26 protein-coding genes and 1 pseudogene are annotated in these 14,932 nt (G+C 59.7%); 23 read left to right on the forward strand and 4 right to left on the reverse strand.

Annotation, left to right across the window (positions count from 1 at the left end; all coding sequences use genetic code 11):
• The 5 genes and pseudogenes from tuf to KUV51_RS00025 form a co-directional block, all read left to right on the forward strand.
• A pseudogene (tuf, locus tag KUV51_RS00005) lies at positions 1 to 273 on the forward strand (elongation factor Tu); the annotation flags it as partial.
• Positions 274 to 438: 165 nt separating this feature from the next.
• Positions 439 to 753 carry a 30S ribosomal protein S10 gene (gene rpsJ, locus KUV51_RS00010; protein WP_039688718.1) on the forward strand — a complete coding sequence of 105 codons (315 nt, stop codon included), beginning with the start codon at positions 439 to 441 and terminating at the stop codon, positions 751 to 753.
• Between the two features lie 11 nt (positions 754 to 764).
• Positions 765 to 1,631, forward strand: a complete 867-nt coding sequence (gene rplC / locus KUV51_RS00015) for a 50S ribosomal protein L3 (protein WP_222521183.1) — start codon at positions 765 to 767, stop codon at positions 1,629 to 1,631.
• A complete protein-coding gene (gene rplD / locus KUV51_RS00020; protein ID WP_039688638.1) occupies positions 1,631 to 2,248 on the forward strand; it encodes a 50S ribosomal protein L4 in 618 nt (205 codons plus the stop codon). Before rplC ends, rplD begins: the two co-directional genes overlap by 1 nt.
• Positions 2,245 to 2,541 carry a 50S ribosomal protein L23 gene (locus KUV51_RS00025; protein WP_222519604.1) on the forward strand — a complete coding sequence of 99 codons (297 nt, stop codon included), beginning with the start codon at positions 2,245 to 2,247 and terminating at the stop codon, positions 2,539 to 2,541. Before rplD ends, KUV51_RS00025 begins: the two co-directional genes overlap by 4 nt.
• 166 nt (positions 2,542 to 2,707) lie before the next feature.
• Here KUV51_RS00025 and KUV51_RS00030 read toward each other — a convergent pair whose 3' ends face one another.
• The gene (locus KUV51_RS00030; RefSeq protein ID WP_222519605.1) at positions 2,708 to 3,049 is read right to left on the reverse strand and encodes a phasin family protein; all 342 of its coding nucleotides are present in this window, start codon (positions 3,047 to 3,049) and stop codon (positions 2,708 to 2,710) included.
• A gap of 157 nt (positions 3,050 to 3,206) precedes the next feature.
• Between KUV51_RS00030 and queF the strand changes: the two genes are divergently transcribed.
• Together queF and KUV51_RS00040 are read left to right on the forward strand one after the other, a co-directional pair.
• Complete coding sequence (gene queF / locus KUV51_RS00035) at positions 3,207 to 3,671, forward strand: preQ(1) synthase (protein ID WP_222519606.1); 465 nt, start codon at positions 3,207 to 3,209, stop codon at positions 3,669 to 3,671.
• A 313-nt stretch (positions 3,672 to 3,984) separates the two neighbouring features.
• A complete protein-coding gene (locus KUV51_RS00040) occupies positions 3,985 to 4,428 on the forward strand; it encodes a hypothetical protein (protein WP_222519607.1) in 444 nt (147 codons plus the stop codon).
• 158 nt (positions 4,429 to 4,586) lie between these two features.
• On the opposite strand, the gene KUV51_RS00045 is transcribed toward KUV51_RS00040, so the two are convergent.
• Complete coding sequence (locus KUV51_RS00045) at positions 4,587 to 5,474, reverse strand: hypothetical protein (RefSeq protein ID WP_222519608.1); 888 nt, start codon at positions 5,472 to 5,474, stop codon at positions 4,587 to 4,589.
• Between the two features lie 447 nt (positions 5,475 to 5,921).
• Here KUV51_RS00045 and rplB point away from each other — a divergent pair, with 447 nt between their 5' ends.
• The 5 genes from rplB to rplP are packed head-to-tail and all read left to right on the forward strand — an operon-like array spanning position 5,922 to position 8,556.
• Positions 5,922 to 6,764 (forward strand): 50S ribosomal protein L2, encoded by an 843-nt coding sequence (rplB, locus tag KUV51_RS00050; RefSeq protein WP_039688626.1) that lies wholly within the window; start codon positions 5,922 to 5,924, stop codon positions 6,762 to 6,764.
• Positions 6,765 to 6,767: 3 nt separating this feature from the next.
• Positions 6,768 to 7,046 carry a 30S ribosomal protein S19 gene (rpsS, locus tag KUV51_RS00055; RefSeq protein ID WP_039688624.1) on the forward strand — a complete coding sequence of 93 codons (279 nt, stop codon included), beginning with the start codon at positions 6,768 to 6,770 and terminating at the stop codon, positions 7,044 to 7,046.
• Complete coding sequence (gene rplV, locus KUV51_RS00060) at positions 7,043 to 7,423, forward strand: 50S ribosomal protein L22 (RefSeq protein WP_039688623.1); 381 nt, start codon at positions 7,043 to 7,045, stop codon at positions 7,421 to 7,423. The genes rpsS and rplV overlap by 4 nt, the downstream gene beginning before the upstream one ends.
• Positions 7,423 to 8,130, forward strand: coding sequence for a 30S ribosomal protein S3 (gene rpsC / locus KUV51_RS00065; RefSeq protein ID WP_222519609.1), 708 nt, complete (start codon positions 7,423 to 7,425; stop codon positions 8,128 to 8,130). The genes rplV and rpsC overlap by 1 nt, the downstream gene beginning before the upstream one ends.
• Positions 8,131 to 8,142: 12 nt before the next feature.
• Positions 8,143 to 8,556: a 50S ribosomal protein L16 gene (gene rplP, locus KUV51_RS00070; RefSeq protein WP_039688620.1), complete on the forward strand. Its 414-nt coding sequence runs from the start codon at positions 8,143 to 8,145 to the stop codon at positions 8,554 to 8,556.
• Positions 8,557 to 8,632: 76 nt separating this feature from the next.
• Here rplP and KUV51_RS00075 read toward each other — a convergent pair whose 3' ends face one another.
• Both KUV51_RS00075 and KUV51_RS00080 read right to left on the reverse strand, forming a co-directional pair.
• Positions 8,633 to 8,863, reverse strand: a complete 231-nt coding sequence (locus tag KUV51_RS00075) for a hypothetical protein (RefSeq protein ID WP_222519610.1) — start codon at positions 8,861 to 8,863, stop codon at positions 8,633 to 8,635.
• A gap of 769 nt (positions 8,864 to 9,632) precedes the next feature.
• Complete coding sequence (locus tag KUV51_RS00080) at positions 9,633 to 10,253, reverse strand: TIGR02466 family protein (protein WP_222519611.1); 621 nt, start codon at positions 10,251 to 10,253, stop codon at positions 9,633 to 9,635.
• A gap of 285 nt (positions 10,254 to 10,538) precedes the next feature.
• On the opposite strand from KUV51_RS00080, the gene rpmC reads away from it, so the two are divergent.
• From rpmC to rpmD, 11 genes are all read left to right on the forward strand, one after another.
• Complete coding sequence (rpmC, locus tag KUV51_RS00085) at positions 10,539 to 10,739, forward strand: 50S ribosomal protein L29 (RefSeq protein WP_039688614.1); 201 nt, start codon at positions 10,539 to 10,541, stop codon at positions 10,737 to 10,739.
• A gap of 10 nt (positions 10,740 to 10,749) precedes the next feature.
• Complete coding sequence (gene rpsQ / locus KUV51_RS00090) at positions 10,750 to 10,980, forward strand: 30S ribosomal protein S17 (protein ID WP_008555996.1); 231 nt, start codon at positions 10,750 to 10,752, stop codon at positions 10,978 to 10,980.
• Between the two features lie 82 nt (positions 10,981 to 11,062).
• Positions 11,063 to 11,431, forward strand: coding sequence for a 50S ribosomal protein L14 (gene rplN, locus KUV51_RS00095; protein ID WP_008757934.1), 369 nt, complete (start codon positions 11,063 to 11,065; stop codon positions 11,429 to 11,431).
• A gap of 1 nt (position 11,432) precedes the next feature.
• Entirely contained in the window at positions 11,433 to 11,738 is a 306-nt protein-coding gene (gene rplX / locus KUV51_RS00100; protein WP_222519612.1) for a 50S ribosomal protein L24, read from the forward strand.
• Complete coding sequence (rplE, locus tag KUV51_RS00105) at positions 11,738 to 12,301, forward strand: 50S ribosomal protein L5 (RefSeq protein ID WP_039688608.1); 564 nt, start codon at positions 11,738 to 11,740, stop codon at positions 12,299 to 12,301. The genes rplX and rplE overlap by 1 nt, the downstream gene beginning before the upstream one ends.
• 17 nt (positions 12,302 to 12,318) lie before the next feature.
• Positions 12,319 to 12,624, forward strand: coding sequence for a 30S ribosomal protein S14 (gene rpsN / locus KUV51_RS00110; RefSeq protein WP_147114111.1), 306 nt, complete (start codon positions 12,319 to 12,321; stop codon positions 12,622 to 12,624).
• A 13-nt stretch (positions 12,625 to 12,637) separates the two neighbouring features.
• Positions 12,638 to 13,030 (forward strand): 30S ribosomal protein S8, encoded by a 393-nt coding sequence (gene rpsH / locus KUV51_RS00115; RefSeq protein ID WP_039688604.1) that lies wholly within the window; start codon positions 12,638 to 12,640, stop codon positions 13,028 to 13,030.
• 12 nt (positions 13,031 to 13,042) lie between these two features.
• A complete protein-coding gene (rplF, locus tag KUV51_RS00120) occupies positions 13,043 to 13,576 on the forward strand; it encodes a 50S ribosomal protein L6 (protein WP_039688602.1) in 534 nt (177 codons plus the stop codon).
• A gap of 11 nt (positions 13,577 to 13,587) precedes the next feature.
• Entirely contained in the window at positions 13,588 to 13,947 is a 360-nt protein-coding gene (gene rplR / locus KUV51_RS00125; protein ID WP_222519613.1) for a 50S ribosomal protein L18, read from the forward strand.
• A gap of 181 nt (positions 13,948 to 14,128) precedes the next feature.
• Positions 14,129 to 14,707: a 30S ribosomal protein S5 gene (gene rpsE, locus KUV51_RS00130; RefSeq protein WP_222519614.1), complete on the forward strand. Its 579-nt coding sequence runs from the start codon at positions 14,129 to 14,131 to the stop codon at positions 14,705 to 14,707.
• Positions 14,708 to 14,712: 5 nt separating this feature from the next.
• On the forward strand, positions 14,713 to 14,901 hold the full coding sequence (rpmD, locus tag KUV51_RS00135; RefSeq protein WP_222519615.1) for a 50S ribosomal protein L30: 189 nt from the start codon (positions 14,713 to 14,715) through the stop codon (positions 14,899 to 14,901).
• Positions 14,902 to 14,932 lie beyond the last annotated feature (31 nt).

Below are 14,932 nucleotides of genomic sequence, written 5' to 3' on the forward strand. Positions count from 1 at the left end.
TTCGAGGCCGAAGCCTACATCCTGACCAAGGAAGAGGGTGGCCGTCACACGCCGTTCTTCGCGAACTACCGTCCGCAGTTCTACTTCCGTACGACGGACGTGACGGGCACGGTTCAGCTCAACGAAGGCACCGAGATGGTGATGCCTGGCGACAACGTGTCGTTTGGGGTTGAGCTGATCGCGCCGATCGCGATGGAAAACGGCCTGCGGTTTGCGATCCGCGAAGGTGGCCGGACTGTCGGCGCCGGCGTGGTGTCCAAGATCACTGAGTAAGCCAGTCCAACCGTGGCGGCGGGGTGAACCCCGCCCTACGGGACCGATGAGATGTAAGGCGGGGTTTACCCCGCCGCACAACGAAAAAAGACGCGACGAGGGGTGTCGGTGGTCGAGACCCCTCCTCTCCGTTGGAAGCCCGAGTAAGGGAACACGAAAATGGCCATTCAAAGCCAAAACATCCGCATTCGGCTGAAGGCGTTTGACTATCGTGTGCTGGACGCGTCCACGCAGGAAATCGTCAACACCGCCAAACGCACCGGTGCGTCCGTGCGCGGCCCGATCCCGCTGCCGAACAAGATCGAAAAGTTCACCGTTCTGCGCGGCCCGCACATCGACAAGAAATCCCGCGATCAGTTCGAGATCCGCACGCACAAGCGTCTTCTCGACATCGTCGATCCGACCCCCCAGACCGTGGACGCGCTGATGAAGCTCGACCTCGCCGCTGGTGTGGATGTCGAGATCAAGCTGCAGTCGTAAGGAGGGTATAGATTATGCGCTCTGGAATTCTCGCAAAGAAGGTGGGGATGACCCGCCTGTTCATGGAAGACGGCAAGCAAGTGCCCGTCACCGTGCTGCAACTCGACGCCCTGCAGGTCGTGGGTCAACGCACCGCGGACAAGGACGGCTACACCGCCGTAACCCTTGGCGCCGGGACCCCCAAGGTCAAGCGCGTGTCCAAGGCCATGCGCGGTCACTTTGCCGCTCAGAAAGTGGAGCCCAAGCGGAAGCTGGTTGAGTTCCGCGTGACCGAGGACAACCTGATCAATGTGGGCGAAGAGATCATCGCCGATCACTATTTCGAAGGTCAGTTCGTCGACGTCACCGGCACCTCGATTGGTAAAGGCTTTGCCGGTGCCATGAAACGCCACAACTTCGGTGGTCTGCGCGCGTCGCACGGTGTGTCGATCTCCCACCGTTCGCACGGCTCGACCGGTCAATGTCAGGACCCCGGCAAGGTGTTCAAGGGCAAGAAGATGGCCGGCCACATGGGTGCAGCGCGCGTCACGACGCAGAACCTGCAGGTTGTGCGCACCGACAGCGACCGTGGTCTGATCATGATCAAGGGCGCCGTGCCCGGATCGAAAGGTGGTTGGGTCACCGTCAAGGATGCGGTCAAAAAGCCGTTCCCTGAAAACGCGATCCTGCCTGCCGCTCTGAAATCCGCCAAGGAAGAGGCGATGAAAGCTGCCGAGGAAGCCGCTGCTGCTGCAGCCGCCGAAGCGGAAGCCGAAGCCAAGCGCCTGGCAGAAGAGCAGGCCGCTGCCGAAGCGGAAGCGCTGAAAGAAGCCGAAGCCTCCATCGAAGCCGACAAGGTTGAAGACGGGGACGACGCCAAGAAAGAGGGTGACGAATAATGAAACTCGACGTCATCAAACTGGACGGCGGCAAAGCCGGTTCGGTCGAGCTGAGCGAGGACCTCTTCGGCCTCGAGCCGCGCGCCGATATCCTGCACCGCATGGTTCGCTGGCAGCGCAACAATGCCCAAGCCGGTACCCACAAGGTCAAGACCCGCTCGGAAACCAGCTACTCGACCAAGAAGATCTATCGCCAGAAGGGCACCGGCGGCGCACGCCATGGTGACCGCAACGCGCCGATCTTCCGCAAGGGTGGTATCTACAAGGGTCCGACGCCGCGTTCGCACGGCCACGACCTGCCCAAAAAGTTCCGCAAGCTGGGTCTGAAGCACGCGCTGTCGGCCAAGGCCAAGGCGGGCGAGCTGGTGATCATCGAGGACGCGGCTGCTGCGGGTAAAACCGCCGCTCTGGCCAAGCAGGTCAAGGACCTGGGCTGGAAGCGTGCGCTGGTGATCGACGGGGCCTCGGTCAACGAGGACTTCCTGAAGGCATCGCGCAACATCGAAGGTCTGGATATCCTGCCGACGATGGGTGCAAACGTATATGACATCCTGAAGCGTGACACCCTGGTGATCACGAAGGCGGGTGTCGAAGCACTGGAGGCTCGTTTGAAATGAGTGCCAAGGCAGAACATTACGACGTGATCCGCAAGCCGATCATCACGGAAAAAGCGACCATGGCGTCCGAGAATGGCGCGATCGTTTTTGAAGTGGCGATGGACAGCAACAAGCCCATGATCAAAGAGGCCGTCGAGGCGCTCTTTGGGGTCAAGGTGAAGGCCGTGAACACGACCATCACCAAGGGCAAGGTCAAGCGTTTCCGCGGCCAGTTGGGCAAGCGGAAGGACGTGAAAAAGGCCTATGTCACGCTGGAAGAAGGCAACACGATCGACGTGACCACCGGTCTTTGATCGGCATGGCGGGGTGAACCCCGCCCTACGGAAAAATGATGGACCCCGGCTGCAAATGCGGTCGGGGTTTTTTCTGTGTCCCATGCCGGGACGGACCTTCACCCGCGTGAAAACAATGGGTTACAGCGGCGGGTTAGGGGTTTGTTAGGGTTTCGCCCTCCCGCGCCTAGAGCGGGATGTCGTCGTATTTGCGCGAGAAGGGGGAGGTGCCGTCCTCGTTCTTCTGGCCCATGGCGGCGGTCATCAGTTCGACCATGCGGGTCGCCTGATCGGCGTATTGCTTGGTCGCCGTCTGGCAGTACTCGACCTGAAGCCTCATCAGGTCCGCAGGCGACGTGCAGGCCATCATCGCGCGTTGTGCGGCAAAGTCCTGCTGCACCCGATCCATGGCAAAGCGTGCACATTCGGTGGTGATGTCCATCCACGCCTGCGCCGCGGCAGGGTTGACGGCGGCCATGGGGGCGTTCGCGGCAGAAACCTTGAGTTTGGCGGGTTTGGCTTTGGGCATGGGGTCTCCTGTTTTGCTGATCCGCGCACAGGATGCCCGATTTTTCCTGCCCCTGCTTTGATCTGGATCGTGTGATCGCTAGGGTGCGCGGCGACAAGCGCGCATATGGGCCGCCCGACCGTGTGGTCAGTGCTGTCCCATTCAAAGAGGACACCCCATGTCAGAGACGATTTACAGCAACCTCAAACAACTGGGTGGGGCGACGGTCCAACCAGCCTCGCCCGAAGAGGCGGAGCTGGAGCGGGTGCAGAACCCGCAGGCGGATGTGGCCTATAACGTGCGGTTCACGGCGCCGGAGTTCACGTCGCTGTGCCCGATGACGGGGCAGCCCGACTTTGCCCATCTGGTCATCGACTACGTCCCGGGGCAGTGGCTGGTGGAGAGCAAGTCGCTGAAACTGTACCTGACCTCGTTCCGCAACCATGGGGCATTTCACGAGGATTGCACGATTTCCATTGCGCGGCGGTTGGTGGATTTTCTGGAGCCACAATGGCTGCGGATCGGGGGGTACTGGTATCCGCGGGGCGGGATCCCGATCGATGTGTTCTGGCAGACGGGGGAGATGCCTGAGGGTGTGTGGATCCCGGATCAGGGCGTGCCGCCCTATCGCGGGCGGGGCTAGAAGGGCCCGGGGCGCGCGCACAACTGCCGCGATCGCGCCATTCAAGGTCGACGACCAACAAATAGCGTGAACGCGCATATGGGCGCGATTGCGGCGGCACGGGGTGAAAGGACTGGTCGCGAACCCCGGTCACTTGGACGGGCAGAGGGCAATGTCGCTTGGTCGGGGAAATTCGCTCATTGCGGGAAGGTCGGTTGGTTCAAGCGCTGGCTTGCGATAGCGTTTGGCCTAAGGCGGCGTTTGTCGACCAGCCGTTGAACTGCATTTTTTTGAACAACACAGCTTTTGCGCAACCAGCTGGAAAGGTTTTTCTATGCTTCAGCAAGTTCCACCGGCGTTCAAGTATTCTACAGCGCAAGTCTTCAACCAGAACATGATCAGGCCCGTGGCCAAGGCACCGAATTTTGGTCAGGCGATGCATTGGTTGGTGGGCGCTTGGAATTGGACCGTCAACCAGCGGAAAATTCGCGGCGAAATGGTCCGGATTGAACGAGAGTTGCTACAACAGGTCACGGACACGCAGGGCGTACTGATTATCCAGATTTTTGACCGGCCACCGAAACTGTCCGGGAATGCGGACAAACCCATGTTTCGCAGTCTGGGCATCGCAGGTCGCGGGTGTTCGATGCAAGAGGCGCTTGACGTCTACAGACAACCGAAACCGACCATGGTGAGTATGCCCTCCGGTCGATATACCGAGGCAAAGCCCGAAGGTTGGACCATCGAAGAGCGGTTCGTCTGGGTGACAAAGCTGTAGCAACTTTGTCTGTGGGCGCGTCTGAACAGGCCCGCTCTTTAGCCTATCGCGTGCGCATAGGGCTTGGTCAGTGCTGCGCACGTAATCCGGCATCGCGCCGACCCACCGTTTTCAACTTCTGAAACGCACGCGCCTGCAGGCCCTGTATGACCTGGGGCTCATAACCGTGTGCACTGTCCGACATTTGCCGCAAGTTCGGAAAAATCGGCATCCAGTTGGCAGGCGATTTCAGCCGGAACCGAGAGTGTCGCGAGCCGTTCCTTGAGAACCTGTTTTCCCAGCATTTTCGAGAGTATCGACGATTTGCGCCGACATTTGGCAATCAGTCTGTGGCGCTTGTGGCTGAGGGTCGAGGTCAAAACATTCCCCGCGTCGATGGCAGGAAGCCAACGCTTGCCCTTGCCGCCGGTCTTTCCGGCGTTTTTCTTTTGGAGGGCCGTGATATTCTGAATGCCATCAAGCTCGGGGAATTGTGCCATATGTTTGGGAAAGTCATCGAGCGCTTCGAAATTCAATAGGACAAGGTTTTCAAAGCCAAGCTGACTTAATCGCCGAATTACCGATTTGTATCTATAGCAATGCACATGGCGGCTGGTGCAAAACCCGTCAAAATCACTCCAGTATTTACGCTCCAATCCCAAATACAATTCCTGATATAGCGACGGAATTGCATCGCTTGGACGGCGCAAGGTCAAAAGGATGACTGTCGGCAGCCCGCGCAACATGTCCGCCAGGACATCCAGACGGTCAGGCGATTGGCAGTGCCGATCTCCGAGCAGCAGCATTTCCTCTGAAATGAAGACAGAGTTTCCGGCGGCCAGCGCATCTTCGAACTCCTTGCGGATCTCGGGGCGCTTTGGGGCACCTTTGGCGTTGGGGAAGTGGGCATGACCCAGCACTTTTGCCGAAAGCCCTGTGTTCTTGTCACGCGGCTGAAAGCATCCGCAATATTGCGCGTGGGCAAGGTCGACCTCCTGTACGGCGACCTGCAGGGCTGTTGTGCCGGTCTTTGGCGGTCCGATGTGGATGAAGATTTTCGCAGTCATGTTTTCGGCATTACGATTGCAGATACTTTTCATTTCTGATCGTTTTGCCGCCTATCAACCGCCTCGTTCCCGGATCAACGCGCTTGCGGACTATTCGGCGTGGAGTTGCGCAGCCGTCAGCACATATTTGCGCAATTGACCGGAATTCGGATTTTTGCACTGCGACGGAATTTTCGGGAATTACGTACGGGTCGAATTTATTTGAAAAAGCGCGACGGAATTGATCCGGTATTGCGTAAGGGGTGCGCCTGTTGCGTGGGCGGCAGATGTCGTCCCCTTGACCCCATCCGCGCCATCCCTTAACAGACCCCATCGGCAAGGCCCCGGATTCGTCCGGGGCTTTGCTGTTGCTCTTCTGAGCACACTACTCGGGCACCTTCGGGGGCCTTTAACCATAGGCGGACGCCATCGGGCGGATCGTCGTTTAGCAAAACGGAAGACAGTAACATGGCACTCAAGTCGTACAAGCCGACGACGCCGGGCCAGCGTGGGCTGGTTCTGATCGACCGTTCGGAGCTGTGGAAGGGGCGCCCCGTCAAGGCGCTGACCGAAGGTCTCACCAAGAATGGTGGCCGCAACAACACCGGACGGATCACGATGCGCCGCAAGGGCGGCGGGGCCAAGCGCCTCTATCGGATCGTCGATTTCAAACGGAACAAGATGGACGTGACCGCAACGGTCGTGCGCATCGAATACGACCCCAACCGGACCGCGTTCATTGCCCTCGTGCAATACGAAGATGGCGAGCAGGCTTATGTCCTGGCGCCGCAGCGTCTGGCCGTGGGTGACAAGATCGTGTCGAGCCTGAAGGCCGACATCAAGCCCGGCAACACCATGCCCTTTTCTGGCATGCCCATCGGGACAATCGTGCACAACATCGAACTGAAGCCCGGCAAGGGTGGTCAGATCGCGCGTGCCGCTGGCACCTACGCCCAGTTCGTGGGTCGTGATGGGGGCTATGCCCAGATTCGTCTCAGCTCGGGTGAGCTGCGTCTGGTCCGTCAGGAATGCCGCGCCACCGTGGGTGCCGTGTCGAACCCCGACAACTCGAACCAGAACTTCGGTAAAGCGGGCCGTATGCGCCACAAAGGCATTCGTCCGTCTGTCCGTGGTGTGGTCATGAACCCGATCGATCACCCCCATGGTGGTGGTGAAGGCCGGACCTCGGGTGGTCGTCACCCCGTGTCGCCCTGGGGCAAGCCCACCAAGGGTGCGCGGACCCGCAACAAGAACAAAGCGTCGCAGAAGCTTATCATCCGCTCGCGTCACGCCAAGAAGAAGGGGCGCTAAGATATGGCACGCTCTGTTTGGAAAGGCCCGTTTGTCGACAGCTATGTGCTGAAGAAAGCGGAAGCGGCCCGCGAGTCGGGACGCAATGAAGTCATCAAGATCTGGTCCCGTCGGTCCACCATTCTGCCCCAGTTCGTGGGTCTGACCTTTGGTGTGTACAACGGCCAGAAGCATATTCCCGTGAACGTGACCGAAGAGATGATCGGCCAGAAGTTCGGGGAATATTCGCCCACGCGGACCTACTACGGTCACGCCGCTGACAAGAAGGCGAAGCGCAAATGAGCAAGGATAAGAACCCCCGCCGCGTGGCGGACAACGAGGCGATGGCGAAGACGCGCATGTTGCGCACGTCTCCGCAGAAGCTGAACCTGGTTGCCCAGATGATCCGCGGCAAGAAGGTGGACAAGGCCCTCACGGACCTGACCTTCTCGAAGAAGCGGATCGCGCAGGACGTCAAGAAGTGCCTGCAATCGGCCATCGCCAACGCAGAAAACAACCACAACCTGGATGTGGACGAGTTGATCGTGGCGGAAGCCTGGGTCGGCAAGAACCTCACCATGAAACGTGGTCGCCCGCGTGCCCGTGGCCGGTTTGGCAAGATCATCAAGCCGTTCGCCGAGATCACGATCAAAGTGCGCCAGGTAGAGGAGCAAGCCTGATGGGTCAGAAAGTAAATCCGATCGGCATGCGCCTGCAGGTGAACCGCACCTGGGACAGCCGCTGGTACGCCGACACCAAGGACTACGGCAATCTGTTGTTGGAAGACATCAAGATCCGTGAGTTCATCAAGGAAGAGTGCAAGCAGGCCGGTGTGGCCCGTGTGATCATCGAACGTCCGCACAAGAAGTGCCGCGTCACGATCCACACAGCCCGCCCCGGTGTCATCATCGGCAAGAAAGGCGCGGACATCGAAGTGCTGCGCAAGAAGCTGGCCAAGATGACCGACAGCGAGCTGCACCTCAACATCGTTGAGGTCCGCAAGCCCGAGCTGGACGCGCAACTGGTGGGCGAGAGCATCGCGCAGCAGCTTGAGCGTCGTGTGTCCTTCCGCCGTGCCATGAAGCGCGCCGTGCAGAACGCCATGCGCATGGGTGCCCTGGGCATCCGCGTGAACGTTGCCGGCCGTCTGGGTGGGGCAGAGATTGCCCGTACCGAGTGGTACCGCGAAGGCCGCGTGCCTCTTCACACCTTGCGGGCGGACATCGATTACGCCCACGCCGAAGCCATGACCCCCTACGGGATCATCGGGATCAAGGTCTGGATCTTCAAAGGTGAGATCATGGAGCACGATCCGGCTGCGCGCGACCGCAAGGCCCAGGAACTCCAGGACGGTCCGGCCCCACGTGGCGCCGGTGGCCGTCGCTAAAGGAGAGTAGAGATGCTTCAACCAAAGCGTACGAAGTTCCGTAAGCAGTTCAAAGGCTCGATCAAGGGCAAGGCAAAGGGCGGGTCCGACCTGAACTTTGGCACCTACGGCCTGAAGGCGCTGCAGCCCGAGCGGGTCACCGCCCGGCAGATCGAAGCTGCACGTCGTGCGATGACGCGCCACATGAAACGTCAGGGCCGGGTCTGGATCCGGATCTTCCCCGATGTGCCTGTGACGGCCAAGCCGATCGAAGTGCGGATGGGTAAAGGTAAAGGCTCGGTCGACCGTTGGGCGGCCAAGGTCAAACCCGGACGCGTGATGTTCGAGATCGACGGTGTGAACGATGATGTGGCCCGTGAGGCCCTGCGTCTGGCGGCGATGAAGCTGCCGATCAAAACGCGCGTCGTTGTTCGGGAAGACTGGTGAGTTTGGTGGGGTGAAACCCCACCCTACGGTGAGAATTGAGAGCCCCCGGCGTGAGAGCGTCGGGGGCTTATCTTTGTCAGCCTGAGCGAAGGCTGAATGCTGCTGCCTTCGAGCCTGCATGTTCTTTTTCTGTCAAAACGTCTGCCACTCGCCCCTGGTTCGTGCCGAACCGGGCAGCAATAATCTGGATGGTGTCCCCATTCCAGCGCATCAGCCAAACGGCGATTGCCTCTTCGAAAGTAAGGCTTGCCCGTTTTGTTGTGATCTGGTTTAGATCGAAGGACGAGATGTAGGTTTCTGGTGTCATGTCTACCTCAATATGTTGATGGCACTAATAAGGTGCGAGCAACTTAGCCCTTGCTCGCACCTCCAATAATACAGCAGGTACAATATGGAGTCCACGCTGTGACCGCGTACGCAAGATGTTGGACTCGCTTCATTATTTAGTATTCATAACAACGGGTTGCCCACCATGGCTGACGCGCCTCCGCGTCAGTACTTCGCTACAGTTTTTTTGACATCTGCCAATTTGTGACGAAATGACACATTTTGCACTTTGCCCGAATTGAGCGATTCGCAGGGCTCTCATATGGGGAATTGAAGGTCTCTTGCGCCCAAGCCGGGCTCCCAGCCCGGCCAGCGCCCGACCGACCTTCCCCCCGGAGGGCGGGCGCTATGTCGACATCTGCGCTGAGCGGTTATGCTATGCTTGACGGTGAGGGAACGCGCAGATCAGAGGCCCTCCAGGTCGGTCGGGGGCTGGCCTGCTTCAACCGTCAATTCTACGAGAAAAAGCGCGGAATCAAGGCCGCAGGCCGCCGGGCTATCCATTGCCCGACAGGTGACTTGGCTGTGCCAAATCTGCCGAGAGGGGACAGGCCACCCCAGGGCCTGTCGATTGGGTGATGTCAGCGCGTCGCTCGGATGGAAGATTTGTTTGGCTGCCATAAAGTTCTGCTGAATGGCCGATGGATCGACAGACCGTGGCCTGTCGATGGCGCGGCTTCGCGCATTGGGTTGGAAGGGGGCGGTGCGCAGTGAATGCGCACCCTACGGAGTGCGGGGTGTCTCGATCCTCACTCCCAGCCGTAGTTGAAACTCACCGAGACCCGTTCCTCCTCGGCCATGTTCATGGGCACTTCGTGCCGCAGCCAGCTTTCCCAGAGCAGCACATCGCCTACCGACGGTTTGGCGTAGTGGAATTGCCGCAGGTCCTCTGGCGCGTCTTTTGTGCGCCCCGGGGAGGCCATCATCATGGGCAGGCGGGGGTCTTCGAGTTTCAGGGCGCTCGTGCCTTTGGGCATTGCCACGTAGGTCGTGCCGGAGATGACCGAGTGGGGGTGGATGTGCCCAGTATGAATGCCGCCTTCGGGCAGGATGTTGATCCAGATGCTGTCGAGCTTCAGTGTCTTGTCACCCATATCGAAGGCGAGTTCCTTGGCGAAGGCGGCGACGTGGGCGTCGAGTGCTTTGACCACATCCGCGAAGATCGGGAAGCGCCATGGCAGGTCGTCGAGCGAGGCGTAGGAGGTGTAGCCGGGGTAGCCCTCGCGCTCGCACCAGTCGTGGCCGGCCTCGTCATCCTCGGCGATGGCATAGCAGTGCTGTTCCAGCTCGTCCGGGTTGATCTTGGGGGCGAACTCGGAGAGAGGGGCATGATAGAGGCGGGTGGCGAAGAGGGATGTGATTTTTGACATGTCGGTTCAATATCGCGGAACGCGATATTGAACCAGTGCGCGACAGGGTATTTGCGGTAGCAAATGCACGAGAGCGGCACCCGGTGGCAGTGGTATCTCGCAGCCTACAAGGACATACATATAGTGTGCGTTGCAGCGGTGCAGCGCACGCCTGTTTTTCTTTGGCCCAAAGGGGTTGCCATACCTCCGGTGCCCCCATATACGGCCCCTCTATTCACCCACTCCACGGGAATCGGTGTCACGCCCATTGGGCCGCACCCTCGTGATGTTGAAAGGACAATGGCGATGAACGCCCAGGAACTTCGGGATAAAACCCCGGACCAGCTGCGTGATGAGCTGGCAAATCTGAAGAAAGAAGCCTTTAACCTGCGTTTCCAGCAGGCCACAGGTCAGCTTGAGAACCCGGCGCGTCTGCGCTCGGTCCGTCGGGATGCTGCGCGCGTCAAGACGATCCTCAACGAACAAGCCCGCAACGCGGCAGAATAAGGAGAGCACTATGCCCAAGCGTATCCTGCAAGGCGTCGTGACCTCCGACGCAAACGCACAAACCGTGACCGTGTCCGTCGAGCGCCGCTTTACGCACCCGGTTCTGAAAAAGACCATTCGTAAGTCCAAGAAGTACCGGGCGCACGATGAAAAGAATGCCTTCAAGGTCGGTGACACCGTTCGCATCATCGAATGCGCGCCGAAATCGAAGACAAAACGCTGGGAGGTGCTGGAGGCCTAAAGCTTCCGGCGCTTTGCCGCATTAATCGAAACCCTGGGGATCAGGCGAACGCATCAGCCCCCCAAAGGTCGGGAGAAACCAAATGATCCAGATGCAGACAAACCTGGATGTTGCTGACAACTCCGGCGCCCGCCGAGTGCAGTGCATCAAGGTTCTGGGTGGTTCCAAGCGTAAATACGCATCCGTCGGCGACATCATCGTCGTGTCGGTCAAGGAAGCCATCCCGCGTGGTCGCGTGAAGAAAGGGGACGTCCGCAAGGCCGTCGTCGTCCGCACCGCCAAGGAAGTCCGTCGCGAAGACGGCACCGCGATCCGCTTTGATCGCAACGCCGCCGTCATCCTGAACAACAACAACGAGCCTGTCGGCACCCGTATCTTCGGGCCCGTGGTGCGTGAGTTGCGCGGCAAGAACTTCATGAAAATCATCTCGCTCGCCCCGGAGGTGCTGTGATATGGCTGCCAAACTGAAAAAAGGCGACAAGGTCGTCGTTCTCGCTGGCAAGGACAAGGGCAAGGAAGGCACCATTTCTTCCGTGAACCCATCGGCGAACAAGGCTGTCGTTGACGGCATCAACATCGCCATCCGCGCCACCCGTCAAAGCCAGACCAGCCAAGGCGGTCGCATCCCCAAGGCGATGCCGATCGACCTGTCGAACCTGGCGCTGCTTGACGCCAACGGCAAACCCACCCGCGTGGGCTTTAAAATGGACGGCGACAAGAAAGTGCGCTTTGCCAAGACAACAGGGGACGTGATCTGATGCTCGACACAGCCAACTACACCCCGCGCCTGAAGGCCCAGTACAAGGACAGCATCCGCGCTGCCCTGAAAGAGGAATTCGGCTACAAGAACGACATGCAGATCCCGCGTCTGGACAAGATCGTTCTGAACATCGGTTGCGGCGCTGAAGCTGTCAAAGACAGCAAGAAAGCAAAATCCGCACAGGAAGATCTGACCGCCATCGCCGGTCAAAAGGCCATGACCACGCGCGCCAAGAAGTCCATCGCTGGCTTCCGCGTGCGTGAGGACATGCCCTTGGGTGCCAAAGTCACCCTGCGCGGCGACCGCATGTATGAATTCCTAGACCGTCTGATCACCATCGCGCTGCCCCGCGTCCGCGACTTCCGCGGCGTATCCGGCACATCCTTTGATGGCCGTGGCAACTACGCCATGGGCATGAAAGAGCACATTGTCTTCCCCGAGATCGACTTCGACAAGGTCGACGAGACCTGGGGGATGGACATCGTGATCACCACGACAGCCGACACCGATGCCGAAGCAAAATCCTTGCTGAAGCACTTCAACATGCCCTTCAACTCGTAAGCGCAGAGGACAAAGATATGGCGAAAAAATCCATGATCGCGCGCGAAGTGAAGCGCGAAAAGCTGGTGAAGAAGTACGCGGCCAAGCGTGCGGAACTCAAAGAGATCATCAGTGATGAAAGCAAACCGATGGAAGAGCGTTTCCGCGCCTCGCTGAAGCTGGCAAAACTGCCTCGCAACAGCTCGGCCACGCGCCTTCACAATCGCTGCCAGCTGACCGGCCGTCCGCACGCTTACTATCGTAAGCTGAAGATCAGCCGGATCGCGCTGCGGGAGCTTGGCTCTGCCGGCCAGATTCCCGGCCTTGTGAAATCAAGCTGGTAAGGGAGAGATAGTCATGAACGATCCTATCGGCGATATGCTCACCCGTATCCGCAACAGCCAGATGCGCGGCAAATCCGTGGTCGAGACGCCTGCGTCGAAACTGCGCGAGCGCGTGCTGGAAGTGCTGGCGGACGAGGGTTACATCCGTGGTTTCGAGAAAACCACCGGTGCAAACGGCCACCCGGCCATTGAAATCAGCCTGAAATACTACGAAGGCGAGCCTGTGATCCGCGAGCTTAAGCGCGTGTCCAAGCCCGGCCGTCGTGTGTATATGGGTGTGGGCGAGATCCCGCAGGTCCGTCAGGGCCTCGGCGTCGCGATTGTCTCCACCTCCAAGGGCGTGATGTCGGATGCAAGCGCGCGCAGCCAGAATGTTGGCGGCGAAGTGCTTTGCACGATCTTCTAAGGAGAACAGCAGATGTCTCGTATTGGTAAGAAACCGGTCGATCTGCCCTCGGGTGTCTCCGCCACCCTCTCCGGTCAGACGATCGAAGTGAAGGGCCCCAAGGGCACCCGCAGCTTCACCGCCACCGACGACGTGACCCTCAAGGTCGAAGACAACGTTGTCACCATCGAACCCCGCGGCAAGTCCAAGCGCGCGCGCCAGCAGTGGGGCATGTCCCGCACACAGGTGCAGAACTGCGTGACCGGCGTGACTGAAGGCTTCAAGAAAGAGCTGGAAATCCAGGGTGTGGGTTACCGGGCGCAGATGCAGGGCAACACCCTGAAGCTGAACCTGGGTCTGTCCCACGACGTGGATTTCGTGGCGCCCGAGGGTGTCACCGTCACAGCGCCCAAGCAGACCGAGATTGTGGTCGAGGGCATCGACCAGCAACAGGTTGGCGAAGTGGCCGCGAAAATCCGCGAGTGGCGTAAGCCCGAGCCCTACAAGGGCAAAGGCATCCGCTACAAAGGTGAATTTATCTTCCGCAAGGAAGGTAAGAAGAAGTAAGGACCAGACAGATGGCAAACAGCAAACGGACCCTGTTCCTCAAGCGCCGCCTACGCGTCCGGAACAAACTGCGCAAGGTCAACGCTGGCCGCGCGCGCCTGAGCGTGCACCGTTCCAACAAGAACATCAGCGTGCAGCTGATCGACGATGTGAACGGCGTGACCCTCGCCTCGGCCTCTTCCCTGGAGAAGGACCTGGGCGTTGTCGGCAAGAACAACATCGACGCGGCCACCAAGGTGGGTGCGGCGATTGCCGAGCGCGCGAAGAAGGCTGGCGTGGAAGAAGCGTATTTCGACCGCGGCGGTTTCCTCTTTCACGGCAAGGTGAAGGCATTGGCCGACGCTGCGCGTGAAGGCGGTTTGAAGATCTGATGTGGTGCGGCGGGGTGAACCCCGCCCTACCGCAAACGTGACGCCGTAGGGCGGGGTTCACCCCGCCAAATGGACCAAACGTGTAGGCGGCACGCTCCGCCTCGATGACCGGGGGGCTTTGGCTCACTGCGGTTGAGAGAAACAGGCGCAGACCTGCGCCACCTATTCAAAGGATGTTCTGATGGCAGAACGTGATAACCGCCGGGGCAACCGTCGCGACCGCGACGAGGCACCGGAATTTGCAGATCGCCTGGTTGCGATCAACCGCGTGTCGAAAACAACGAAAGGTGGCAAGAACTTCGGTTTCGCCGCGCTCGTCGTTGTGGGCGACCAGAAGGGCCGCGTCGGCTTTGGCAAAGGTAAAGCGAAAGAGGTCCCCGAGGCCATTCGCAAGGCCACCGAGCAAGCCAAGCGCCAGATGATCCGCGTGCAACTGCGCGAAGGCCGCACGCTGCACCACGACATGGAAGGTCGTCACGGCGCCGGTAAGGTCGTCATGCGCACCGCACCGGAAGGTACCGGGATCATCGCCGGTGGTCCGATGCGTGCCGTGTTCGAGATGCTGGGCGTCAAGGACGTTGTGTCGAAGTCCATCGGCTCGGCCAACCCCTACAACATGATCCGCGCCACCATCGACGGTCTGAAGAAAGAGCAAAGCCCCCGTGGCGTTGCCCAGCGTCGTGGCAAGAAGGTTGCCGACATCCTGCCCAAGCGGGACGAAGCGCCGTCCGAGCAAAGCCAAGTGGCTGAGGAGGCCTGAGACAGATGGCAAAGACAATCGTCGTCAAACAGATCGGCTCGCCCATCCGTCGCCCCGCAGAACAGCGCGCGACCCTGATCGGCCTGGGCCTGAACAAGATGCACAAGACCCGCGAGCTGGAAGACACACCTTCCGTCCGCGGCATGGTCCGGAAAATCCCGCACCTCGTCGAGATCATCGAAGAGAAGGGCTGAAACGCCCCGCATGTTCGGCCGCGTGCCGGAT

Origin of the sequence: Tateyamaria omphalii (assembly GCF_019802125.1) — a bacterium.
In the GTDB taxonomy this organism is placed as follows: domain Bacteria; phylum Pseudomonadota; class Alphaproteobacteria; order Rhodobacterales; family Rhodobacteraceae; genus Tateyamaria; species Tateyamaria omphalii_B.